Source organism: Defluviimonas salinarum (assembly GCF_026013545.1).
Classification (GTDB): Bacteria; Pseudomonadota; Alphaproteobacteria; order Rhodobacterales; family Rhodobacteraceae; genus Albidovulum; species Albidovulum salinarum.
Genome location: NZ_JAPDOG010000028.1, coordinates 1 through 21126, shown reverse-complemented (window position 1 = coordinate 21126; position 21126 = coordinate 1). Strand labels below are relative to the sequence as shown.

The window sequence follows — 21126 nt, the reverse complement described above, 5'->3', positions numbered from 1 at the left end:
CGCCGGTACGATCACGGAGACGTGAAGGACGGGTGTCCGCGTAGGTGCACAGGGGCCGCGCGCCGCGGTACTTTTCTTTTCGCCTGGGCGCGCGTATTGGCGGGTCATGAAGCTCGTCCCGCTCGTCGAGGCCAAGTCCCTGCCACGCTGGCGCCAGCCGGCGTTCCTGCTGTTCCTGATGGCGGCGGCGATGCCGATCGCGTTTTCGACCTGGTCGGCGCTTCTCAACAATTTCGTCAAGGAGGCGGCAGGTTTCTCCGGGGTCGAGATCGGCTGGCTACACACGGTGCGCGAGATCCCGGGATTTCTCGCCATCGGCGTGATCGTCCTTTTGTGGGTGCTGCGCGAGCAGGTGCTGGCGCTTCTGGCGCTCGGGCTCCTCGGCGCGGCGACGGCGGTGACCGCCTGGTTCCCGACCTTGGGCGGGATCCTGACGATCACGCTCCTGTCCTCGATCGGGTTCCACTATTTCGAGACGGTCAACCAGTCGCTGCAGCTCCAGTGGATCGACAAGAAGCGGGCGCCGCAGACGATCGGCTGGATCGTGGCTATCGGCTCGGGCGCCTCGATGGTGGCCTACGGGCTGATCGTGGTGACCTGGAAGGCCTTCGATCTGAGCTACAACCTCGTCTACCTCGCCTCCGGCGGGCTGACGCTCGCCATCGCGGTCTTCGCCGCCTTCGCCTATCCGCAGTTCGAGGCGCCGGACCCGCAGCTCAAGCATTTCGTGCTGAGGAAGCGCTACTGGCTCTACTACGTCATGCAGTTCATGGCCGGCGCCCGGCGGCAGATCTTCGTCGTCTTCGCCGCCTTCATGATGGTCGAGCGCTTCGGCTTCGAGGTGCATGAGGTCACGGCACTCTTCCTCATCAACTACCTCGTCAACATGATTGCGGCGCCCTTCATGGGCCATGCGGTGGCGAAGTTCGGGGAGCGCGCGGCGCTGGTCGTCGAGCATGGCGGGCTGATGCTCGTCTTTCTCGCCTACGGCGGGCTCTATTGGTTCGGCTGGGGCGTCGTGCTGGCGGCGGCGCTCTATGTCATCGACCACCTCTTCTTCTCGCTCGCCTTCGCGCTGAAGACCTATTTCCAGAAGATCGCCGATCCCGGCGACATCGCGCCGACGGCGGCCGTTGCCTTCACCATCAACCATATCGCGGCGGTCTTCCTGCCGGCGGCCTTGGGCTACCTCTGGGTGATCTCGCCCGGCGCGGTCTTCGGCCTCGCGGCGGCGATGGCCGGCATCTCGCTCCTGCTCGCGCTCCTGATCCCGCGTCACCCGGAGCCGGGCAACGAGACGATCTTTTCGCGCGGCCTGCCGCTGGTGGCGGAATGAGGGTGGAGCGCGGCAGGTTCGTCACCGGCAGCCTGATGCGGCATGTCGTGGTAATGGCGCTTTCCGGGGCGCTGGGGCTGTCCTTCACTTTCCTCATCGACTTTCTGGCACTCTGGTGGATCTCGCGGCTCGGCGACGAGGCGATGATCGCGGCCGTGGGCATGGCCGGGACGATCCAGTTCGTGGTGATCTCGGTCGGCATCGGCATGATGATCGGGGCCGTGGCGCTGGTGTCGCGCACGATCGGGCAGGGCGAGGCTTCTCGTGCGCGGCGGATCGCGACGGTCGCGGTCCTCCTGACCGTGGCGGTGCAGGCGACGCTGGCGGCCCTGATCTGGGTCTTCCGGGAACCGCTTCTCGCGGCGACCGGGGCCGAGGGCGCGGTCATGGACCACGCGCGGACCTTCCTCGGCATCACGCTGCCGTCGATGCCGCTGATGGCGGCGGGGATCGTGTCGTCGTCGATCCTGCGCGCGGCGGGCGATGCCTGGCGCTCGATGGCGGTGACGATGGTCGCCGGGGCGGTCGCGGCGGTGCTCGATCCGGTGCTCATCGTCTGGTCAGGCTGGGGTGTGGCCGGGGCGGGCGCGTCGATCTTCGCGGCGAGGGCCGCGATGTGCGGCCTCGGGCTATTCTTCGTGATCCGGGTCCACGACCTGCTGGCGCGCCCGGCGCGCGAGGATATCCGGACCTTCCTGCGCCCCTATCTCGCGATCGCGCTGCCGGCCGTCGCCACCCAGGTCTCGGCCCCCTTCGGCAGCTGGATCCTGACCCGCGAGGTGGCCGAGTTCGGCGAGAGCGCGGTGGCCGGCTGGGGCGTCGTCATGCGGCTCACGATCCTCGCCTTCGGTGGCATCTTCGCACTTTCGGGCGCAATTGGCGGCATCATCGGCCAGAATTACGGCGCCGGGCGGCCGGACCGGGTGGCGGGCGCCTACTGGGCGGCGCTGAAGTTCTGTGCCGTCTACACGATGGTCACCTGGGCGCTGATGGCGGGGCTGACGGGACCGATCGTCGCGTCGTTCGGCCTCTCGTCGGAGGGCGAGGCGATCGTGCGCGCCTTCACACATTACGCCGCCGGCGCCTTCATCTTCACCGGGGCGCTCTTCGTCGCCAACGCGACCTTCAACAACCTCGCGCGGCCGCTGTGGTCCACCGGCGCCAACTGGTTTCGCGACGGCGTGCTGATGCTGCCCCTGGGCGTGGCCTTCACGGCCGCCACCGGCGCGGTCGGCGTGATCTGGGCGAACGCGCTCGCCAATGTGATCGCCGGCGGCGTGGCGGCTTTCCTCGCCTGGCGCTATATTCGGTCGCTGAACCGGACGGAGGCCGTCGCCGCCGCTGCGGAATAGGAGTGTCCCATGCTGCGCGCCCATTTCGGACGGAATCTGAACGCGACGATTGCGACTGCGGCCTGAGCATGGCCCGGTCGCCGCGCGAGATCATGGCAAGCGGGGAATGGTATTCGTGCCTCGGCGCGGAATATGCGGAACTGCGCCGTGCCGCGCGGCGGGCCTGCCATGAACACGCGACGATGGAGCCGGATGGACGCGGTGCCTGCGGGCCGCTGTTGGCGAGGTTGATCGCGATGGGCCGGGATTGCTGGATCGAGGCGCCGTTCCATTGCTCCTACGGGTTCAATATCCGCCTCGGCGAACGGGCCTATCTCAATGCCGGCTGCGTGGTGCTGGATTCGGCGCCGGTTTCCATCGGGGCGCATTCGATGCTCGGGCCGGGCGTGCAGATCTACTGCGCCGATCACCACCGCGACCCTTCAAAGCGGCGGGAGGGGATCGAGCGGGCGCTGCCGGTCAGCATCGGGGCCGATGTCTGGATCGGCGGCGGCGCGATCCTCCTGCCCGGCGTCACTATCGGCGACGGCGCGATCGTCGCGGCGGGGGCGGTCGTGGCGCGCGACGTTCCGGCCGGTGTGCGGGTCGCGGGCGTCCCGGCGCGCCCGATCTGAGCCTGAGGGTCACTCTCGGGCGCGTGTCCTGTGCTGCGCCTCGGCCTCTTCCTCCATCCGGTCAAGGAGGACATTGAGGCCGTGGTCGTACATCGCCTTGTGATGTTCCGCCCCGAAGTAGCGGCCCACTGCCATGATCGCAGGGTAGGCCGCGCGCGCCTCGTCGGGCGGAACCGGCTCGACGGCGCTCGGGCCATGCGCGTAGCCGAGCGCCTCGTCGATTCCCGCGCCCATGAGGTAGTAGCCGATGGTACGGAAATGCCGGGCGCAGGCCTCGGTGTCGAGGCCGCTGGCCTCGAACACCCGCACGATCCCGTCTATGTGCCGCAGGCCCGAGGCGTTGTTCATGCGGAAGGTGACGAAGTAGAGGAAGAAGCCGGGATGGCGCAGCGCCGTCCGGCGATAGGCCTGCCCGATCTCGTAGATACGGTCCCGCCAGTTGAGGCCCGGATCCGGTAGCGGCGTCTCGGCGATGCAGAGGTCGATCAGTGCCTCGAAGAGATGCGCCTTGGACGGATAGTAATGGTAAAGGCTCATTGCCTGGCAGCCGAGCCGGGCTGCGAGATTGCGGAAGCTGAACCCGTCGAGCCCGGCCTCGTCGATGAGTTTCATCGCCTCCTCGGCGATCCGCTCGGCGCTGAGCGGCTGGCGCTTGCCGCGCGGCTTTTTCGCGGTCGGCTCGGTCATGTCGTCATCCCGAATGGCAATGGACCCGGCGCACCCCTGGGAACGCCGGGTCGGGCGGCGGGGCGGTCAGCTGCCGCCAAGCTCTTTCTTGAACGTGTCGAAGTCAACCTGCAGCCCGTGAAAGATCGTGCTCCAGTTGCGGGTCATACCGGCCATCGCGACGGCCTCGCCGATCTCCTGGTCGGTGGCGCCGGCCTGTCGCGCGGTGTTGGTGTCCATCCAGATGCAGTAATCGCAGGGGATCTGCGAGGCCACGGCGAGCGAGATCAGCGCCTTGGTCTTGGTGTCGAGCGCTGTCTCATCCGACATTTCGAGCATCTTGAGCTCGGTCCAAAGGCCGGGCAGAGCCGCGTCCGGCACCTGGTTGATGAAGGTCGGCACCGCGCCGAAGGCGGCGGCGATCTCGTCGCGCGCCGTCTGGGCGGCATCCTCGGCACGCAGCGACGCCGGGAGTGCCGCGGCAACGGCACTGATCGAAAGCGAAAGGAAAAGGCACTTGAGGGCGGGCATTGTCATCTCCTTCGAAACGTTAGCCTTACATTGTAAGTCATATAATATTTCTAATCTTACTATGTACGAAATCAAGTCACGAACGCGTGAAGAGGTGCTTGCAGCCGATGCGGCGGGAAACCTCCCGGCGCTTCGGCCGTGCCTTGACGCCGGTTCCGGCCCGGACTAAGGCCCGCCCGACCGCGATGCGCCCCGGGAGGACGCCATGCCCACCTATTCCGCCCTCACGACCCTGCCGGCCAAAGAACCCGCCGAGGCGCTCGCTGAAGCGATGGAGAACTTTCTGCCGGAACCGACCGGAATCGGCGTGTTCGAGATCGAGGACGGTTCGGGCGATTTCGAGGTCGGCGTCTATTTCGAGGAAGAGCCGGACGCGATCGAGCTGGCGCTGCTGGCGGCGATCTACGGCGCCAAGCCCTTCGTCGTGTCGGAAGTGCCGCAGACCGACTGGGTCGCCCACGTGAAGCGTGAACTGCAGCCCGTGGAAGCCGGGCGCTTCTTCGTCTACGGCAGCCACGACGCCGAGCGCGTGCCGGCGGACCGCGTGGCGCTTCTGATCGAGGCCGCGATGGCCTTCGGCACCGGCCATCACGGCACCACCAAGGGCTGCCTCCTGGCGCTCGACCGGCTCGACCGGGCCGGATTCCGCGGCCGCCGCGTTGCCGATATCGGCTGCGGCACCGCGGTCCTCGCCATGGCCGCGGCGTCGATCTGGCCGGAGCCGGTCATCGCCTCCGACATCGATGCCGTCGCGGTCGAGGTCGCAAAGGCCAATGTCGAGGCGAACGGCCTCGGCGATCGCGTCACCTGCGTCGAGGCGGCGGGATTCGATCACCCCGAGCTCGCGGCAAGGGCGCCCTACGATCTGGTCTTCGCCAATATCCTCAAGGGGCCGCTGATCCAGCTGGCGCCGGAGATGGCGTCGGCGATCGCTCCGGACGGCTATGCGATTCTGTCGGGACTGCTGACGACACAGGCCGACGAGGTCATCGCCGCCTACAAAACCGCCGGCTTTGTTCTCGTTTCGCGCGACGAAATCGCCGAATGGGCGACATTGGTTCTAAAACGGCGACAAATTAAATAGACGCGCGCCCCGCCGCATTTACGCCGCATTTTTTCCCAATCCTTGTCGGATCGGGGGCGCGCAAGTGTTGGAGGATCGGCATGGTCGATCGGAACATGGCGAATTTCAACGGCCGTCTCGGGCGCATCGAACGTATCCGCCAGGCGGGCGGCGGGTTCGAAGCCCAGGGAACGCTTGGACGATCTTTTTTCAGCGAGCAGCAGCGCCCGCGCCGGCTTCGGCGCGGACTATTCGCGCCGTTCGTGCTCGTGCTGCTTACAATCGTCGCGCTGAAGTCGACCGTCTATGCCTCGATCGGGGCGGAGGCCTACGGCGAACGCATCGCGGCCCTCAAGGCGGGCGGGATTGCGGACCAGATCGGCGCCTATGTCCTACAGGCCGATCCGCTCACGATCACCACGGCCGCACAAATCGGCAAGTATCTTAACTGAGCAGGAACGACAAAAGTCGTCAAAAAAAGAAAGGCCGTGTCGGGAGCTTCCCGGCACGGCCTTTGGCGACATCCGTCGCACGCAGAACGTCAGGCGGCGGTTCAGCCGCGCATCGCGATCGCGTCGATGTCACCGCGGCAGAGGCCGATATCGTCCAGCTCGCGGTCCGAGAGCTTGGACAGCGCATTGCGGGTGACGCGCGCGTCGTTCCACGCCGCGACGGTCGCGACGAAGAGGTTGAAGATGCCGGACGTGCCGGTGACGGGGCGATGGGCTTCGTAGACAGCCATGGTCGTTTCCTCGATATCGCGGACCTCACCGTGAGGATCCCGCGTTCGAGACTGGAAATAGACCTCGTGTGCGGGTGCAGCAATAGACGCCGCTGCAGGGCCGACATGCACGCATTGCATGGGTCGAAACTCTCATAACATCCTGTAAAGAAACCGTTTCTGCAAGTGCAAAATGCGTCGATTCCGGTCGACATCATGTCGATTTTGAGCCACGGCGCGGGTGCGTCCGGTGCGGGCAGGGTCGCGACATTCTCCCTTTGCGATGTTCGCGTTTCGTGCTAGTCGTGGGAAAAAAGCAACAGATGAGGGGCAGATGCGCGTTCTCGGGATCGATCCGGGCCTACGGAACCTCGGCTGGGGGGTGATCGAGGCGGTGGGATCGCGACTCAGCCACGTCGCCAACGGCGTCATCCATTCCGAAGGCACGGACCTCGCGGCACGGCTTCTCTCGCTGCACGCGGCGTTGACCCGGATCGTCGCGGAGCATGCCCCGGACGCCGCGGCGGTGGAGCAGACCTTCGTCAACAAGGACGGCGCGGGCACGCTGAAGCTCGGCCAGGCGCGCGGCATCGCCATGCTGGTGCCGGCGCAGGCGGGGCTCGCGGTCGGTGAGTATTCCCCGAACGCGGTGAAGAAGGCGGTGGTCGGTGTCGGCCATGCCGACAAGGGCCAGATCGCCCATATGGTGCGCTACCAGCTGCCGAGGGTGGAGCTTGCGGGCGCCGATGCGGCAGACGCGCTGGCGATCGCGATCTGCCATGCCCACCACCTCCAGAGCGCGGGCCGCATGGCCGCGGCGATGCGGGGCGTGGCATGATCGGGCGGATTGCCGGGGTGATCCTGCACCGGGCGTCCGACCACGTCCTGATCGACGTGCGCGGCGTCGGCTATGTCGTCCATGTCTCGCAACGCACCGCCGCCGCGCTGCCGCCCGCGGGCGAGGCTTGCGCGCTCTATACCGAGCTTCTGGTGCGCGAGGACCTCCTGCAGCTTTTCGGCTTCCCGACGCTTCTGGAGAAGGAGTGGCACCGGCTCTTGACCACGGTGCAGGGGGTCGGCGCCAAGGCCTCGATGGCGATCCTCGGCACGCTCGGAGCCGAGGGCGTCGGCCGCGCCATCGCGCTCGGCGACTGGTCGGCGATCAAGGCCGCGCCCGGCGTCGGTCCGAAGCTCGCGCAACGCGTGGTGATGGAGCTGAAGGACAAGGCGCCGGCGGTCATGGCGCTCGGCGGCGCGCTGACCGTCGATGTCGGGACCGCAGCACCCGATGACGCGGTGATCGAGGCGCCTGCTGCGCGTAAGGTGGCACAACCGGCGCCGGCCCAAACGGCAAGCGCGACCGCCGACGCCCTCTCGGCGCTGATCAATCTCGGCTACGGCCAGGGCGAGGCCGCGGCCGCCGTCGCCGAGGCGGCGGGTGCAGACGGCTCGGCCGCCGCTCCGGCGCTTATCCGGGCGAGCCTACGGCTCCTCGCACCGAAAGGGTAAGGCATGGATCCCGATCCCACGCTCCGTGCCGCGCCCCAGCCCGGGGATGCTGACCGCGCGATGCGGCCCCAGGCGCTGACCGAGTTCGTCGGCCAGGCCGAGGCGCGGGCCAACCTGCGCGTCTTTATCGAAAGCGCCCGGATGCGCGGCGAGGCGATGGACCACACGCTCTTCCACGGCCCTCCCGGCCTCGGCAAGACGACGCTCGCGCAGATCATGGCCAAGGAGCTCGGCGTCAATTTCCGCATGACCTCCGGCCCGGTCCTCGCGCGCGCCGGCGACCTCGCCGCGATCCTCACCAACCTCGAGGCGCGCGACGTCCTCTTCATCGACGAGATCCACCGGCTCAACCCGGTCGTCGAGGAGGTGCTCTACCCGGCGATGGAGGATTTCGAGCTTGACCTCGTGATCGGCGAGGGGCCGGCGGCCCGGACGGTCCGGATCGAGCTTCAACCCTTCACGCTCGTCGGCGCCACGACCCGGCTCGGGTTGCTGACGACGCCGCTGCGGGATCGTTTCGGCATCCCGACGCGGCTCCAGTTCTACACGGTCGACGAGCTCGACCATATCGTGTCGCGGGGCGCGCGCCTCATGGGCATTTCCGCCGAATCCGAGGGCACGCGCGAGATCGCGAAACGCGCGCGCGGCACGCCGCGGATCGCCGGGCGGCTCCTGCGTCGCGTGGTCGATTTCGCGCTCGTCGAGGGCGACGGACGGCTCACGCGGGAGATTGCGGACGGCGCGCTGACCCGGCTCGGGGTCGACCACCTCGGGCTCGACGGGGCGGACCGGCGCTATCTCGGGCTGATCGCCGAGAACTACGGCGGCGGCCCGGTCGGGGTCGAGACGATCTCGGCCGCGCTCAGCGAAAGCCGTGATGCGATCGAGGAGGTGATCGAGCCCTATCTCCTGCAGCAGGGGCTGATCCAGCGCACCCCGCGCGGCCGGATGTTGGCGGCGAAAGCCTGGGCGCATCTCGGCCTCGCGGTGCCAAAAGCGCCTGGCCAGGGCGAGCTTTTCGGCAAGTGAACCGCCACCCGGAGGCTGCCTTTCACGGACGGGCGGAGAGCCGGCGAGGGTTGAGGGCCGCGGTCAAACCTCTTAAGCCTTCCGCCACGACATAGGCAGCAAGACGAAGGCGGGACCGTGCGGCCAGAGGAAATCGAGACGCTCTTCACCCGGAACACGGGGGAGTACCTGTTCGCCCGCTGGGGCCGGCCGATCGCGCCGGTTGTGTTCGGCGTCGATGATGCGACACTCGCCACCGTCAAGGGTGCGGTCGAGGCGGTCGTGACGCTCGCCGGCCACCGGATGGCCGAGACCGATCCCGAGCAGGGCGCCAACCTGATGGTCTTCTTCTTCCGAGACTGGGCGGAGCTTCTGGACGTGCCGGACCTCGACCGGCTGGTCGAGGGGCTGGGGCCGCTCGTCGCACGTCTCGACGCGGAGGGCGCGAACCAGTACCGGCATTTCCGTTTCGAGGAGGGCGGCGCGATCCGTGCCTGCATCGCTTTCCTGCGCATGGATGCAGCGCTGTCGCAGGTGCCCGCCGAGACGCTGGCGCTCTCGCTTGCGGCGCAGGTGATCCTGCTTTGGTCGGATCGCGCCTTCCGCGACCGCTCGCCGCTGGCGCAGGCCGGAGGAACGGTGTTTCTCGGCCCTGAAATCGCTGCCGCCATTCGCGCGGCCTACGATCCGGCCATGCCCGAGGTGGCGCGCGATCCGAGCCATGCCTTGCGGCTTGCCGCCCGGATCGGCTGAGGCTCAGGGCCAGGTCGCGGTGAAGAGGTTGACCCGGGCCGGGACGCTGACCCCGCCCGGTCCCGCGAAGGGCGAGAGGGCGCGCGCGAGCTCGGCTGCTATCGCAAGCCTGTCGTCCTCGGTGCCGCCATGCTCGGCCATGATCCGTGACACCGGTCCGATCAGCGTGGCAAGCTCGGCGGCCTCGGCTGTCGTGGCGCCGGCGCGCAGGTGCGTGTCGAGCGTCGCGCTGGTGATCCCGGTAAAGCCGGCGGCGGTGAGGATATCCTCGACATAGCCGAGTTCGGCGAAAGCGAACTGGCCGGGCACGCGCGGGCCGTCGACCGGCACCGGGCCGAGCCGGGCGACCGCTGCGGCGCGCGACAGGTGGCTCCAGGGATTGCGCTCGGCCGCGTCCCAGCTCATCAGCACCGCCCGTCCGCCGGGACGCAGGGCGCGGCCGATATTGGCGTGGGCCGCCACCGGATCGGCGAAGAACATGCAGCCGAAGCGCGACAGGACGAGGTCGAACGCCCCGGGCGGGAAGGCATGGGTCTGGGCGTCGGCGAGGCGGAAGCAGACGGTGTCGCGCCCGGCCGCGCGGGCCCGCGCTTCGCCGAGCAGCGTCTCAGAGATGTCGACGCCCTCGACCCGGCCGGACGGGCCTGCGTGGTCGGCAGCGACCAGCGTCGTCGCACCAGCGCCGCAGCCGATGTCGAGCACCGACTCTCCCGGCGCGATCGCCGCCCGCGCGAGCAGCATCTCGGTGATCTCTGCGAAGAGGGCGTCGAGCCGGTCGCGGTGGCGCGCCCATTTCTGGCCCGGCGCCGCGTTCCAGAATTCGGCCTGGCCGGCATTCGCGCCGGCCGCCGGATCGGTGTCCTGCATCGGAAGTCCTCCCGCGGCGATTACACCACGGGGCCGGTGATCGGGCAATCGGCGTCGGGCGGCTCAGCCGCCGGTGATCTGCACCTTGCCAACGAGCCGGGCGCCCTTTTCGGAGCTGAGCGTCTGGGCGGTCACGTCGGCCTTCACCTCCGCGTGCTGGTCAAGCGACAGCTCGGAGCAGTTGATGCTGCCCGACTGCTTGCCCTGGATGCGCACCGTCTCGGCCGAGATCGAGCCCTTGACCTCGCCGCCGGTATGGATCTCGACCGAGCGCGAGGCGATATCGCCCGAGACGCGGCCCTTGACCTCGACATCGCCCTCCTTCGAGGCGACGTTGCCCTCGATGATGAGGTCCTCCTCGATAACCGATCGCGTCATTTGGTTCCCCCACATTGCGCAGCCGAGGGGCCGAACGCTCGCTCCGGCCCTTGACCTTGGCTACAGAAACGGCGCGGTCCTGCCAAGTCGCGATCGCAAAATGGGCGGGAAGGCGCGGATCGGGGTGTCTTGCGGATGACACGCGCCCGCGCTAGGTCGAAGGCATTCTGCCGCCACGGGACCTTGACGATGAGCCACGATTTCCCGATCCGCGTCTATTACGAGGACACCGACCTCGCCGGCATCGTCTACTACGCCAACTACCTGAAGTTCATCGAACGTGCCCGCACCGAATGGGTGCGCGGGCTCGGCATCGACCAGGGCCGGCTCAGGGACGAGACCGGGATCGTCTTCGCGGTGCGCCGGATCGAGGCGGACTACCTGCGCCCGGCGACCTTCGACGACGAGCTGGTCGTGACCACGCGGATGCAGGGCACGACGGGGGCGCGGCTGATGCTCGAACAGGTGGTGTCGCGTGGGGCGGAACGGCTGTTTCATGCCGTGGTGACGCTCGTGTGCCTGACCGAGACCGGCCAGCCCGCGCGGTTTCCGGCGGAAATCCGCCGCCTGCTCGGGGTCGCGCTGCACTGAAGCCGGCCGGGGAGCGCGATTGCGGCACGGTCTGACGCGGTTGTGTTGGCATTCCCTCTAAAACCCGGATAGAATCACATGTAAGAGAGCCGCGAAAACGTGGCCCAACCGGCGAGCAGAGACCCATGGAAACCGAAACCCTTGCCCTCGCGCAGGAGATGGACTTCTCCTTGCTTGCGCTGTTCTGGCGCGCCTCCTTCATCGTCCAGCTGGTGATGATCATGCTGACCGTGGCCAGCTTCTGGTCGTGGTCGATCATCGTTCAGAAGTTCATCTCCTTCCGCCAGGCGCGGCAGGAGGCGGCGGTTTTCGACCGCGCCTTCTGGTCGGGCGAGCCTCTGGACGAGCTTTTCGAGAAGATCGGCTCGCAGCCCGACGGGGCGTCCGAGAAGATCTTCGCCTCCGGTATGGTCGAGTGGCGCCGCTCGCACCGGCAGGACGGTGAACTGATCGCCGGCGCCCAGGCGCGGATCGACCGATCGATGGATGTCGCCATCGTCAAGGCGACCGAGAACCTGACGCGCGGCCTGCCGTTCCTCGCTACCGTCGGCTCCACCGCGCCATTCGTCGGCCTCTTCGGCACCGTCTGGGGCATCAAGGTCGCCTTCGAGCAGATCGCGATCAGTCAGAACACCTCGCTCGCGGTCGTCGCGCCGGGGATCGCGGAGGCGCTCGTCGCCACCGCGCTCGGCCTCGTCGCGGCTATCCCGGCGGTGATCTTCTACAACAAGCTCTCGACCGACAGCGACCGGATCATCTCGGGCTACGAGGCCTTCGCCGACGAATTCGCCACGATCCTCTCGCGCCAGCTGGACGGCTGATCCGATGGGCGCGGGGGTGATGAAATCGGGCGGTGGCGGCGGCAGGCACCGCCGCCGCGGCGGGCGCGGCAAGGCCGGCGTGATGAGCGAGATCAACGTCACGCCCTTCGTGGACGTGATGCTGGTGCTCTTGATCATCTTCATGGTCGCGGCGCCGCTGCTGACCGTGGGCGTCCCCTTGGAACTGCCGAAGACCGCCGCGCAGGCGGTGGCGACCGAGCAGGAGGAGCCGCTCACGATCTCGGTCCAGGACGACGGCACGATCTCGATCCAGAACGAGCCGATCGCCGAGGACCAGCTCATCGGCAAGCTCCAGGCGATCTCGGCCGAGCGGACCGACGACAAGCTCTATCTGCGCGCCGACGGCAAGATCCCCTACGAGCGGGTCGTGCAGGTCATGGGCGCGCTGAACTCGGGCGGCTTCGCCAAATTCGTGCTCGTCACCGATGCCGGGGGGCCGAGCTTCGACGGCCAGGCGTCGGGCGGGCAGGCGGGGAACTAGGGCGCTGCCCATGGAGAGGTCCGAACGCACAGGCATGATCGTCTCAGGGGGCGCGCATCTTGGCGCGATCCTGTGGCTCATCCTGGGCGGCATCTTCTTTTCCCACGACCTGCCGCCGCCGGTGCAGACTTCGGAAGTGACGCTGATGTCCTCGGCCGAGTTCGCCGCCCTGCAGGCCGCCGCGCCGACAGCCGCGACCGAAGCACCGCCACAGCCGTCGTTGCCCGAGCCCGCCGAGGCGACCCCGCCGCCGCCGAAGCCCGAGCCGAAGCCCGAGCCGCAGCCCGAGCCCGCGCCCGAACCGCAGCCCGAGCCCGATCCGGCGCCGGACGTGACCGAGATCACGCCGCCCGAGACGGTGGTCGAGGACACGCCGCCGACGCCGCCCGCGCCGCCGACCGAGATCCCGGCGGAGACCCAGCTCTCCGATATCCAGCCCGATCCCAAGGCCGCCCCGCGCGTCGCGCCCGACCCGACCGAGGCGCCGGCCGAGAATGTCGACACCGCCCCCGAGGCGGTGACGGAAACCTCGCCCGAGCCGGCCGAGGAGGCTGTCCCCGAGGAGCCCGTCGAGGCTGCCGCCCCGCCGGAAGCCGGCGAGGTGCTGGAGACCGAGGCCAACAAGGACCAGACCGAGCTCGCCTCGGCCGCGCCGGCGTCCTCCGTCCGGCCCCGCACCAAGCCCGAGAAACCGGCGCCCGCGCCGGAGCCCGAACCGGCGGCGGAACCCGCGCCCGAGCCTGAGCCGACCCCGACCGAAACCGCTGCGGCCGAGGCTCCCGAACCGGAGGCCCCCTCGCAGGACGCTGTCGCCGACGCGCTGGCCGAGGCGCTGGCGGGCGAGGCGTCCGAGGAACCGGCACCGGGCACCGGCACCGCGCCCTCAGGTCCGCCCATGACCGGGGGCGAGAAGGACGCGCTGGTGATCGCCGTGAAGCAATGCTGGAACGTCGGCGCGCTTTCGACGGACGCGTTGCGCACCGTCGTGACCGTCGGCGTCACCATGGAGCAGTCTGGCAAGCCCGTGACCGGATCGATCCGCATGATCGGCTTCGAAGGCGGCACCGAGGCCTCCGCGCAGCAGGCCTACGAGGCGGGCCGGCGCGCGATCATCCGTTGCGGCCAGAACGGCTTCCCGTTGCCGGCCGAGAAATACGAACAGTGGCAAGAGGTCGAGATCGTCTTCAATCCCGAAAAGATGAGGATGAAGTGACCCCGCGCCGCGACACCATGAATCCGACCCTAGCAAAAGGGAAAGCCATGACCTTCATCCGGACCCTCTGCGTCTCTCTCGCATTCGCCGGCATCGCCGCGCCGATGGTGGCGGCCGAACCGCTCAGGATCGTCATCGACGAGGGCATGATCGAGCCCTTGCCCTTCGCCGCGCCGAGCTTCGTGGCCGAGAACCCCGGCGCGGCCGAGGTCGCGGCGGCGATGACAGAGGTCATCGTGGCGGACCTCGCCGGCACCGGGCTCTTCCGAGAGATCCCCTCGTCGGCCTTCATCAGCCAGGTGACGAGCTTCGATGCGCCGGTCTCCTATGCCGACTGGAAGGCGATCAACGCCCAGGCGCTGGTCACCGGTGCGGTCGCGGCGACGTCGGACGGGCGCATCAACGTCAAGTTCCGGCTCTATGACGTCTTCTCCGACGCGCCGCTTGGCGACGGGTTGCAGTTCGGCGGCGGTCAGGGCGACTGGCGGCGCATCGCCCACAAGGTCGCGGACCAGATCTACGCCCGCATCACCGGCGAAAGCGCCTATTTCGACAGCCGTGTCGTCTATGTCTCGGAAAGCGGTCCGAAGGACCAGCGTCTGAAGCGGCTGGCGATCATGGATTACGACGGCGCCAACGTGCAGTACCTGACGGACTCGTCCACCATCGTGCTCGCGCCGCGTTTCTCTCCCGCCGGCGACCGGGTGCTCTACACCTCGTTCGAGACGGGCTTCCCGCGCATCAAGCTGATGGACATCGCCACCGTCTCCTCGCGTGCGCTCGCGGAACTCTCCGGCAACATGACCTTCGCGCCGCGCTTCTCTCCGGACGGCGGCACCGTGGTCTTTTCGCTGGAGCAGGGCGGCAATACCGACCTCTATTCGATGCAGCTCTCCTCGGGCCAGGTCAGCCAGCTCACGAATGCGCCCTCGATCGAGACCGCGCCCTCGTTCTCGCCCGACGGCAGCCAGATCGTGTTCGAAAGCGACCGGTCCGGGAACCAGCAGCTCTACGTCATGTCCGCGGGCGGCGGCGAGCCGACGCGGATCAGCTTCGGCGAGGGCCGCTACGGCACGCCGGTCTGGTCGCCGCGCGGCGACCTCGTGGCCTTCACCAAGCAGCACGCCGGGCGTTTCCACATCGGCGTTATGCGGACCGACGGCAGCGAGGAGCGGCTTCTCACGGCCTCGTTCCTCGACGAGGGCCCGACCTGGGCACCGAACGGGCGGGTGATCATGTTCACCCGCGAGACCTCTGGCGCGGGCGGCGCCGCGCAGCTTTATTCGGTGGACATCTCTGGGCGGAACCTGCGCAAGGTGCCGATGGAAGGGGCGGCTTCGGACCCGGCTTGGTCTCCGCTCCTGCCGTGAGAACGGCGGATTCCCAAGTTCAAGACACAGTGTTATGGTAGCGGCCATCGAGCCAAGAACAAAGGCGGTAAACCCGATGTACAAAGTCTCCTCCCTCCTTCTCCTCGTTGGCGCGCTGGCGCTGTCGGCCTGTAACAACCCCGACCGCTACGGCGCCGGCGCTGGTGGCGCGGGCGGTGCGGGCGGCGCCGGCGGCTACGGCGCGGGCGGCATCACCGCGGGCGGCCTCGGCGACCCGAACGACCCGAACTCGCTGGCCTATTTCCAGCAGCGGATCGGCGACCGGGTGCTCTTCGCGGTCGACCAGTCGACGCTGACGCCGGAGGCGCAGGCGACGCTGTCGAGCCAGGCCACGTGGCTGAACCAGCACGCGACCGCGACCGCCATCATCGAGGGCCATGCCGACGAGCAGGGTACGCGCGAATACAACCTAGCGCTCGGCGCGCGCCGCGCCTCGGCGGTGCAACAGTACCTGATCGCGCAGGGCGTCGCCGCCAACCGGCTCCAGACCGTGTCCTATGGCAAGGAACGCCCGCTCGCCGTCTGCTCGGACGAGGCCTGCTACTCGCAGAACCGCCGCGCCGTCACGGTGATCGGCGCCGGCGCGGGCGCCTGAGGCTGCGCGCATGATCCGGTCGTTCGTGACTTCCCTGGCGGCGGCGGCGGTTCTCGCCGCCCCCGCCTTCGCCCAGGACCGGGCGCAGACGCTCGCCGACATCCGGGCCGAACTCTCGGCGCTCGCGGGGCAAATCCAGGCGCTCCGGGGCGAACTCGTCTCGGGCGGGGCCGCCGCGATGCAGGCCGCGGGCGGCGCCTCGGCGCTCGACCGGATGAACGCGATGGAGGCGGAGCTGTCGCGGCTCACCTCCCAGACCGAAGCCCTGCAGAACCAGGTCAACCGCGTGGTCGCCGACGGCTCGAACCGGATCGGCGACCTCGAGTTCCGGATCTGCGAGCTCGAGGAAGGCTGCGACCCGGCCAACCTGCCCATCACCCAGAGCCTCGGAGGCGCGCCCGCCGGCGCCGTCGCGGCGGCCCCGGCCACGCCCGTCACCCCGCTGCCCGTTCCGGGCACCGGCGGTTCGGCGGAGCTTGCGGTCAGCGAACAGGCGGATTTCGATCGAGCGAAGGCGGCGCTCGATTCCGGTGACTTTCAAGGCGCCGCTCAGCAGTTTGCGACCTTTACCGAAGCCTATACGGGCGGCCCCCTGACCGGCGAGGCGCACTACCTGCGCGGCGAGGCGCTGCGCCAGTCCGGCGATACGTCGAACGCGGCGCGGGCCTATCTGCAGGCCTTCTCCGGCCAGCCCGACGGGCCTCGGGCGCCCGCGGCGCTCCTGAAGCTCGGCGCCTCGCTTGGCCTCCTTGGCCAGACCCAGGAGGCCTGCGTGACGCTTGGCGAGGTCGGCGTGCGCTTCCCGACCGCGCCCGAGGCGGTCGAGGCGACGACCGCGATGCAGGCGCTCGGCTGCCAGTGACGGCGGGCGACCTCCAGAACTTCCTTGAAAAGGCATTCACGCCGGGCCCGCCAGACGGGCTCGGCGTCGCCGTTTCCGGGGGCGGCGATTCGATGGCGCTCCTCCATCTCGCGGTGGACTGGGCGCGCGAGGGCGGTCCCAAAGTCGCGGCGGTGACGGTCGATCACCGGCTGAGGCCCGAGGCCGCCGAGGAGGCGCGGTTCGTGGCCGAGACCTGCACGCGGCTTGGCGTCGCCCATGACACGCTGGTATGGGATCACGGCGACATCGACGGCAACTTGCAGGATCAGGCGCGGCGCGCGCGCTACCGGCTCATCGGCGACTGGGCGCGGGGGCGGGGGCTCTCGCATGTCGCGCTCGGCCATACCGCCGACGATCAGGCCGAGACCTTCCTCATGGAACTGGCGCGCAAGGCCGGGCTCGACGGGCTTTCCGGCATGCGCGGCAGCTGGATCGAGGGCGGCATCCGCTGGACACGGCCGCTCCTTGCCGTCTCGCGCCGGGACCTGCGCGCTGTCCTTACCGCGCGCGGCGCCTCCTGGGTCGAGGACCCGTCGAATCGTGACGATCGCTTCACCCGCGTGAAGGCGCGCCGCGTTCTCGAGGCGCTGGCGCCGCTCGGGATCACCGCTGATACGCTCTGCACGGTTGCCGAGCGGCTGGGGCAGGCGCGGGCGGCGCTGGTGCAGGTGACGGCCGAGGCGGCCGCGGCCCATGCCCGGACCGCGGCGGGCGCCGTTCGCATCCCCCGCGAGGTTTTTCTTCGCGGCCTTTCCCCCGAGGTCGCGCGGCGTTTTCTGGTCGGCGCGCTGCTCTGGGTGGCGCGGGCCGACTATCCGCCACGGTCAGAAGCGGTCGACCGCGTTCTCTGCGCGATTCGCGACCTGAACGCTGTAACGCTTGGTGGGTGCAGCATCCGGGTCACCGAGGACGAGATCGCCGTCACCCGCGAACCGAGAGCGATCGCCGGGCTCGAGTCGGGAACCGACGGGCTCTGGGATGGCCGCTGGCGGATGCGGGGGCCGCACGAATCCGGTCTGACCGTGCGGGCACTTGGCGCCGAAGGGCTCGCGCAATGCCCGGATTGGCGCGAAACCGGGCATTCGCGCGCGGCGCTCGTGGTCACGCCGGCGATCTGGCGCGGCGACACGCTCGTCGCGGCGCCGCTGGCCGGGCGCGCTGAGGGCTGGACGGCGGAAATCGTCATAAGCTTCGGCTCTTTCCTCATCGCGCATTGAACCCGGCCCGCATATCTCTATTTTAGAAGCAAGTCCGCGCCGCCCGCCGTCGCGGTCGGAATTCGTTTGGAGGATCTCCCCTTGGGTAACGCGAGAAACATCGCCTTCTGGGTCGTGCTGTTTTTGTTGATCCTGGCGCTGTTCAACCTGTTCGGTAACGGCCAGACCACGATGAACTCGCGCACGCTGAGCTATTCGGACTTCATCCAGAAGGTCGATTCCGGCGAGGTCGGTGCCGTCGTCATCGATGGCGAGCAGGTGCAGGTGCAGACCCGCGACGGTCAGAACTGGGTGACGATCAAGCCCGAGGGCGAGGTCCTGAACGAGACCCTGATCGACACGCTGATCGCCAAGGGCGTGAGCGTGAAGGCCGAGCGCCAGCAGCAGTCGGGTTTCTTCTCGGTGCTGTCGCTGTGGCTACCGTTCCTCGTCCTCATCGGCATCTGGATCTTCTTCATGAACCGGATGCAGGGCGGTGGTCGCGGCGGTGCGATGGGTTTCGGCAAGTCGCGCGCCAAGCTCCTGACCGAAAAGCACGGCCGCGTGACCTTCGACGACGTCGCCGGCATCGACGAGGCCAAGGAGGAGCTCGAGGAGATCGTCGAGTTCCTGCGCAACCCGCAAAAGTTCTCGCGCCTCGGCGGCAAGATTCCGAAAGGCGCGCTGCTGGTCGGCCCTCCGGGCACCGGTAAGACGCTGCTGGCCCGCGCCATCGCGGGTGAGGCGGGCGTGCCCTTCTTCACCATCTCGGGGTCCGACTTTGTCGAGATGTTCGTGGGCGTCGGCGCGAGCCGCGTGCGCGACATGTTCGAACAGGCCAAGAAGAACGCGCCCTGCATCGTCTTCATCGACGAGATCGACGCCGTGGGCCGCAGCCGTGGCGTCGGTTATGGCGGCGGTAACGACGAACGCGAGCAGACGCTGAACCAGCTGCTGGTCGAGATGGACGGGTTCGAGGCCAATGAAGGCATCATCATCGTCGCGGCCACCAACCGGCCCGACGTTCTCGATCCCGCACTTCTGCGTCCGGGCCGCTTCGACCGTCAGGTTCAGGTGCCGAACCCCGACATCAAGGGCCGCGAGAAGATCCTTGGCGTCCATGCCCGAAAGGTGCCGCTGGGCCCCGATGTCGACCTGCGCATCATCGCGCGCGGCACGCCCGGCTTCTCGGGCGCGGACCTCGCCAACCTCGTGAACGAGGCGGCACTCCTGGCCGCCCGGATTGGCAAGCGCTTCGTGACGCTCGACGATTTCGAGAAGGCCAAGGACAAGGTCATGATGGGCCCCGAGCGGCGGTCCATGGTCATGACCGAAGACGAGAAGAAGCTGACCGCCTATCACGAGGCTGGCCACGCGATCGTCGGCATCCATGTGCCGCAGCATGATCCGGTTCACAAGGTGACGATCATCCCGCGCGGCCGCGCGCTCGGCGTGACCTTCTACCTGCCGGAGCGCGACAAGCTCTCGCTGACGCGCGAGGCGGCGCTGTCGAAGCTCGCCTCGGCGATGGGCGGCAAGGCGGCGGAGGAACTGGTCTTCGGTCCCGAGAACGTCACCAACGGCGCCTATTCGGACATCCAGCACGTCACCAACCTCGCCACCGCGATGGTCAGCCAGTGGGGCATGTCCGACAAGCTCGGCAACATCAATTACACCTCGACCCAGGAGAGCTTCCTCGGCAGCCAGTCGCATTTCAACGCCTCCGAGGAGAGCCGCGAGATCATCGATCAGGAGGTTCGGCGGCTGGTGGACGAGGCCTATGACCGGGCCAAGACGATCCTCAAGGACAACTGGCAGGAGATGGAAAACCTCGCCCAGGGGCTTCTGGAATACGAGACGCTGACCGGTGAGGACATGATGCGGGTGATCCGCGGCGATGCGCCGAAGACCGGCGACGACGACGATGACAGTTCCGACAAGGGCAGCGCGGTGCCGTCCCTGACGGCGATTCCGAAGACGAAGAAGCCGAAGGAGCCGAAAGGCGGACTTGAGCCGGAACCCTCGGCCTGAGGCGACGGGAGCGGCGCGCGCGGAGGAGGCCACCATGCCAGGGCGCAGCGACTGGAACCCGGAAGCCTACGCGCAGTTCGGTGACCTGCGCCTGAGGCCCGCGCTCGACCTTCTGGCGCAGGTCCGCGATCTGCCCGCGGGCGACATCGTCGATCTCGGCTGCGGCAGCGGCGCCGCCGGCGCGGCGCTGGCCGCGCGCTTCGGTGACCGCCGGCGTATCCACGGTGTCGACGCCTCGCCGGCGATGCTCAAGGCGGCGCGGGGCGCGGGCTGCTACGACCGGCTGATCGAGGTCGACGCGGCCGTGTGGTCGCCGGAGACGCCGCCGGCGCTGATCTTCTCGAACGCCGCGCTGCACTGGCTGCCGGGTCACGATGCGCTCATGCCGCGCCTCGCGGCCTGCCTCGCGCCGAGGGGCATGCTCGCTGTCCAGATGCCACGCCAGTACGGCGCGCCGTCGCACCGATTCCTGCGCGACTTCGCCGCCGAGATGTTTCCCGACCGCTTCGACCTCGCCTCCTGGAAGGCGCCGGTGGGGCCGCCGGTCGAGTATCACCGCATGCTCTCGGAACTCGGCCGGGTCGATGTCTGGGAAACCGATTATGTCCAGCGCCTCGATCCCGCGCCGGAGGGCCATCCCGTCCGCCGCTTCACACAGGCGACCGCGATGCGGCCCTATCTCGAGGCGCTGAGTGCCACCGAGGCCGAGAATTTCATCCGCCGCTACGACCAGGGGCTTGCCGCCGCCTATCCGGTCGAGTCCGACGGCTCGGTCCTGTTCCCGTTCCGTCGGCTTTTCTTCACGCTGACGCGCTGAGCCGGCTGCGGCGCCACCGCGCAAAGTGTCCCATTGCATGCCGAAGTTTCCGATGAGAAACAGACGCGGGCCGGCGCTGGCGATTCCGGCGGAGGATTGGTCGCAATCGGTCCGTTTCGTATCGGCCCTCGCCGCTATAGCCGGGGCGACGTCCCGACCCGGGCCCGAAGGAGAGACAGAGAAGATGGCGTTCAAGACGGATATTGAGATTGCGCGCGAGGCGCAGAAGCGTCCGATCATGGAGATTGGAGAGAAGCTGGGGATCCCGGCGGAGCATCTTCTGCCGTA

24 protein-coding genes are annotated in these 21126 nt (G+C 68.5%); 19 read left to right on the top strand and 5 right to left on the bottom strand.

Annotation, left to right across the window (positions count from 1 at the left end; all coding sequences use genetic code 11):
• Positions 1 to 106 precede the first annotated feature (106 nt).
• The 3 genes from OM960_RS20740 to OM960_RS20730 all read left to right on the top strand — a co-directional run bounded on the left by OM960_RS20740 (position 107) and on the right by OM960_RS20730 (position 3302).
• Positions 107 to 1336 carry an MFS transporter gene (locus OM960_RS20740; RefSeq protein ID WP_264773320.1) on the top strand — a complete coding sequence of 410 codons (1230 nt, stop codon included), beginning with the start codon at positions 107 to 109 and terminating at the stop codon, positions 1334 to 1336.
• Entirely contained in the window at positions 1333 to 2688 is a 1356-nt protein-coding gene (locus tag OM960_RS20735; RefSeq protein WP_264773319.1) for an MATE family efflux transporter, read from the top strand. Before OM960_RS20740 ends, OM960_RS20735 begins: the two co-directional genes overlap by 4 nt.
• Before the next feature lie 68 nt (positions 2689 to 2756).
• On the top strand, positions 2757 to 3302 hold the full coding sequence (locus tag OM960_RS20730; RefSeq protein WP_263333812.1) for a sugar O-acetyltransferase: 546 nt from the start codon (positions 2757 to 2759) through the stop codon (positions 3300 to 3302).
• A gap of 9 nt (positions 3303 to 3311) precedes the next feature.
• Here the strand turns inward: OM960_RS20730 and OM960_RS20725 are convergent, their stop codons facing one another.
• Entirely contained in the window at positions 3312 to 3989 is a 678-nt protein-coding gene (locus tag OM960_RS20725) for a TetR/AcrR family transcriptional regulator (protein WP_263333810.1), read from the bottom strand.
• A gap of 66 nt (positions 3990 to 4055) precedes the next feature.
• Positions 4056 to 4499, bottom strand: a complete 444-nt coding sequence (locus OM960_RS20720; protein WP_263333808.1) for a carboxymuconolactone decarboxylase family protein — start codon at positions 4497 to 4499, stop codon at positions 4056 to 4058.
• Positions 4500 to 4704: 205 nt separating this feature from the next.
• Between OM960_RS20720 and OM960_RS20715 the strand changes: the two genes are divergently transcribed.
• Together OM960_RS20715 and OM960_RS20710 are read left to right on the top strand one after the other, a co-directional pair.
• Positions 4705 to 5583, top strand: coding sequence for a 50S ribosomal protein L11 methyltransferase (locus tag OM960_RS20715; RefSeq protein WP_263333807.1), 879 nt, complete (start codon positions 4705 to 4707; stop codon positions 5581 to 5583).
• An 80-nt stretch (positions 5584 to 5663) separates the two neighbouring features.
• Entirely contained in the window at positions 5664 to 6014 is a 351-nt protein-coding gene (locus OM960_RS20710; protein ID WP_263333805.1) for a hypothetical protein, read from the top strand.
• 101 nt (positions 6015 to 6115) lie between these two features.
• Here the strand turns inward: OM960_RS20710 and OM960_RS20705 are convergent, their stop codons facing one another.
• A complete protein-coding gene (locus OM960_RS20705; RefSeq protein WP_263333804.1) occupies positions 6116 to 6304 on the bottom strand; it encodes a DUF1127 domain-containing protein in 189 nt (62 codons plus the stop codon).
• 313 nt (positions 6305 to 6617) lie between these two features.
• On the opposite strand from OM960_RS20705, the gene ruvC reads away from it, so the two are divergent.
• From ruvC to OM960_RS20685, 4 genes are all read left to right on the top strand, one after another.
• Positions 6618 to 7121, top strand: coding sequence for a crossover junction endodeoxyribonuclease RuvC (gene ruvC, locus OM960_RS20700; protein WP_264773318.1), 504 nt, complete (start codon positions 6618 to 6620; stop codon positions 7119 to 7121).
• Positions 7118 to 7792, top strand: a complete 675-nt coding sequence (gene ruvA / locus OM960_RS20695) for a Holliday junction branch migration protein RuvA (RefSeq protein WP_264773317.1) — start codon at positions 7118 to 7120, stop codon at positions 7790 to 7792. The genes ruvC and ruvA overlap by 4 nt, the downstream gene beginning before the upstream one ends.
• A 3-nt stretch (positions 7793 to 7795) precedes the next feature.
• Positions 7796 to 8821, top strand: coding sequence for a Holliday junction branch migration DNA helicase RuvB (gene ruvB / locus OM960_RS20690; protein ID WP_263333798.1), 1026 nt, complete (start codon positions 7796 to 7798; stop codon positions 8819 to 8821).
• Positions 8822 to 8938: 117 nt separating this feature from the next.
• Positions 8939 to 9553: a hypothetical protein gene (locus OM960_RS20685; protein ID WP_263333796.1), complete on the top strand. Its 615-nt coding sequence runs from the start codon at positions 8939 to 8941 to the stop codon at positions 9551 to 9553.
• Between the two features lie 3 nt (positions 9554 to 9556).
• Here the strand turns inward: OM960_RS20685 and OM960_RS20680 are convergent, their stop codons facing one another.
• Together OM960_RS20680 and OM960_RS20675 are read right to left on the bottom strand one after the other, a co-directional pair.
• Positions 9557 to 10420 carry a class I SAM-dependent methyltransferase gene (locus OM960_RS20680; RefSeq protein ID WP_264773316.1) on the bottom strand — a complete coding sequence of 288 codons (864 nt, stop codon included), beginning with the start codon at positions 10418 to 10420 and terminating at the stop codon, positions 9557 to 9559.
• A gap of 63 nt (positions 10421 to 10483) precedes the next feature.
• Positions 10484 to 10798: a bactofilin family protein gene (locus tag OM960_RS20675; RefSeq protein WP_264773315.1), complete on the bottom strand. Its 315-nt coding sequence runs from the start codon at positions 10796 to 10798 to the stop codon at positions 10484 to 10486.
• A gap of 189 nt (positions 10799 to 10987) precedes the next feature.
• On the opposite strand from OM960_RS20675, the gene ybgC reads away from it, so the two are divergent.
• The 10 genes from ybgC (at position 10988) to OM960_RS20625 (ending at position 20838) form a co-directional block, all read left to right on the top strand.
• The gene (gene ybgC, locus OM960_RS20670; protein ID WP_263333791.1) at positions 10988 to 11389 is read left to right on the top strand and encodes a tol-pal system-associated acyl-CoA thioesterase; all 402 of its coding nucleotides are present in this window, start codon (positions 10988 to 10990) and stop codon (positions 11387 to 11389) included.
• Between the two features lie 125 nt (positions 11390 to 11514).
• Complete coding sequence (gene tolQ / locus OM960_RS20665; RefSeq protein WP_263333789.1) at positions 11515 to 12210, top strand: protein TolQ; 696 nt, start codon at positions 11515 to 11517, stop codon at positions 12208 to 12210.
• A 4-nt stretch (positions 12211 to 12214) separates the two neighbouring features.
• The gene (gene tolR / locus OM960_RS20660; RefSeq protein ID WP_264773314.1) at positions 12215 to 12712 is read left to right on the top strand and encodes a protein TolR; all 498 of its coding nucleotides are present in this window, start codon (positions 12215 to 12217) and stop codon (positions 12710 to 12712) included.
• 34 nt (positions 12713 to 12746) lie between these two features.
• Entirely contained in the window at positions 12747 to 13925 is a 1179-nt protein-coding gene (locus tag OM960_RS20655) for a hypothetical protein (RefSeq protein ID WP_264773313.1), read from the top strand.
• A gap of 47 nt (positions 13926 to 13972) precedes the next feature.
• The gene (gene tolB / locus OM960_RS20650) at positions 13973 to 15295 is read left to right on the top strand and encodes a Tol-Pal system beta propeller repeat protein TolB (RefSeq protein WP_263333782.1); all 1323 of its coding nucleotides are present in this window, start codon (positions 13973 to 13975) and stop codon (positions 15293 to 15295) included.
• Positions 15296 to 15371: 76 nt separating this feature from the next.
• Complete coding sequence (pal, locus tag OM960_RS20645) at positions 15372 to 15911, top strand: peptidoglycan-associated lipoprotein Pal (protein WP_263333781.1); 540 nt, start codon at positions 15372 to 15374, stop codon at positions 15909 to 15911.
• 10 nt (positions 15912 to 15921) lie between these two features.
• Positions 15922 to 16773: a tol-pal system protein YbgF gene (gene ybgF / locus OM960_RS20640; protein WP_264773312.1), complete on the top strand. Its 852-nt coding sequence runs from the start codon at positions 15922 to 15924 to the stop codon at positions 16771 to 16773.
• Entirely contained in the window at positions 16770 to 18011 is a 1242-nt protein-coding gene (tilS, locus tag OM960_RS20635) for a tRNA lysidine(34) synthetase TilS (protein ID WP_263333777.1), read from the top strand. The genes ybgF and tilS overlap by 4 nt, the downstream gene beginning before the upstream one ends.
• 81 nt (positions 18012 to 18092) lie before the next feature.
• Positions 18093 to 20021, top strand: coding sequence for an ATP-dependent zinc metalloprotease FtsH (gene ftsH, locus OM960_RS20630; RefSeq protein ID WP_264773311.1), 1929 nt, complete (start codon positions 18093 to 18095; stop codon positions 20019 to 20021).
• A gap of 34 nt (positions 20022 to 20055) precedes the next feature.
• Positions 20056 to 20838: a methyltransferase domain-containing protein gene (locus OM960_RS20625; protein ID WP_264773310.1), complete on the top strand. Its 783-nt coding sequence runs from the start codon at positions 20056 to 20058 to the stop codon at positions 20836 to 20838.
• Positions 20839 to 21126: the final 288 nt, after the last annotated feature.

Excerpts from the sequence above, each read along its gene's own strand:
- OM960_RS20740 (WP_264773320.1), top strand. The coding sequence starts at position 107 with ATGAAGCTCGTCCCGCTCGTCGAGGCCAAGTCCCTGCCACGCTGGCGC.
- OM960_RS20735 (WP_264773319.1), top strand. The coding sequence starts at position 1,333 with ATGAGGGTGGAGCGCGGCAGGTTCGTCACCGGCAGCCTGATGCGGCAT.
- OM960_RS20730 (WP_263333812.1), top strand. The coding sequence starts at position 2,757 with ATGGCCCGGTCGCCGCGCGAGATCATGGCAAGCGGGGAATGGTATTCG.
- OM960_RS20725 (WP_263333810.1), bottom strand. The coding sequence starts at position 3,989 with ATGACCGAGCCGACCGCGAAAAAGCCGCGCGGCAAGCGCCAGCCGCTC.
- OM960_RS20720 (WP_263333808.1), bottom strand. The coding sequence starts at position 4,499 with ATGCCCGCCCTCAAGTGCCTTTTCCTTTCGCTTTCGATCAGTGCCGTT.
- OM960_RS20715 (WP_263333807.1), top strand. The coding sequence starts at position 4,705 with ATGCCCACCTATTCCGCCCTCACGACCCTGCCGGCCAAAGAACCCGCC.
- OM960_RS20710 (WP_263333805.1), top strand. The coding sequence starts at position 5,664 with ATGGTCGATCGGAACATGGCGAATTTCAACGGCCGTCTCGGGCGCATC.
- OM960_RS20705 (WP_263333804.1), bottom strand. The coding sequence starts at position 6,304 with ATGGCTGTCTACGAAGCCCATCGCCCCGTCACCGGCACGTCCGGCATC.
- ruvC (WP_264773318.1), top strand. The coding sequence starts at position 6,618 with ATGCGCGTTCTCGGGATCGATCCGGGCCTACGGAACCTCGGCTGGGGG.
- ruvA (WP_264773317.1), top strand. The coding sequence starts at position 7,118 with ATGATCGGGCGGATTGCCGGGGTGATCCTGCACCGGGCGTCCGACCAC.
- ruvB (WP_263333798.1), top strand. The coding sequence starts at position 7,796 with ATGGATCCCGATCCCACGCTCCGTGCCGCGCCCCAGCCCGGGGATGCT.
- OM960_RS20680 (WP_264773316.1), bottom strand. The coding sequence starts at position 10,420 with ATGCAGGACACCGATCCGGCGGCCGGCGCGAATGCCGGCCAGGCCGAA.
- OM960_RS20675 (WP_264773315.1), bottom strand. The coding sequence starts at position 10,798 with ATGACGCGATCGGTTATCGAGGAGGACCTCATCATCGAGGGCAACGTC.
- ybgC (WP_263333791.1), top strand. The coding sequence starts at position 10,988 with ATGAGCCACGATTTCCCGATCCGCGTCTATTACGAGGACACCGACCTC.
- tolQ (WP_263333789.1), top strand. The coding sequence starts at position 11,515 with ATGGAAACCGAAACCCTTGCCCTCGCGCAGGAGATGGACTTCTCCTTG.
- tolR (WP_264773314.1), top strand. The coding sequence starts at position 12,215 with ATGGGCGCGGGGGTGATGAAATCGGGCGGTGGCGGCGGCAGGCACCGC.
- OM960_RS20655 (WP_264773313.1), top strand. The coding sequence starts at position 12,747 with ATGATCGTCTCAGGGGGCGCGCATCTTGGCGCGATCCTGTGGCTCATC.
- tolB (WP_263333782.1), top strand. The coding sequence starts at position 13,973 with ATGACCTTCATCCGGACCCTCTGCGTCTCTCTCGCATTCGCCGGCATC.
- pal (WP_263333781.1), top strand. The coding sequence starts at position 15,372 with ATGTACAAAGTCTCCTCCCTCCTTCTCCTCGTTGGCGCGCTGGCGCTG.
- ybgF (WP_264773312.1), top strand. The coding sequence starts at position 15,922 with ATGATCCGGTCGTTCGTGACTTCCCTGGCGGCGGCGGCGGTTCTCGCC.
- OM960_RS20625 (WP_264773310.1), top strand. The coding sequence starts at position 20,056 with ATGCCAGGGCGCAGCGACTGGAACCCGGAAGCCTACGCGCAGTTCGGT.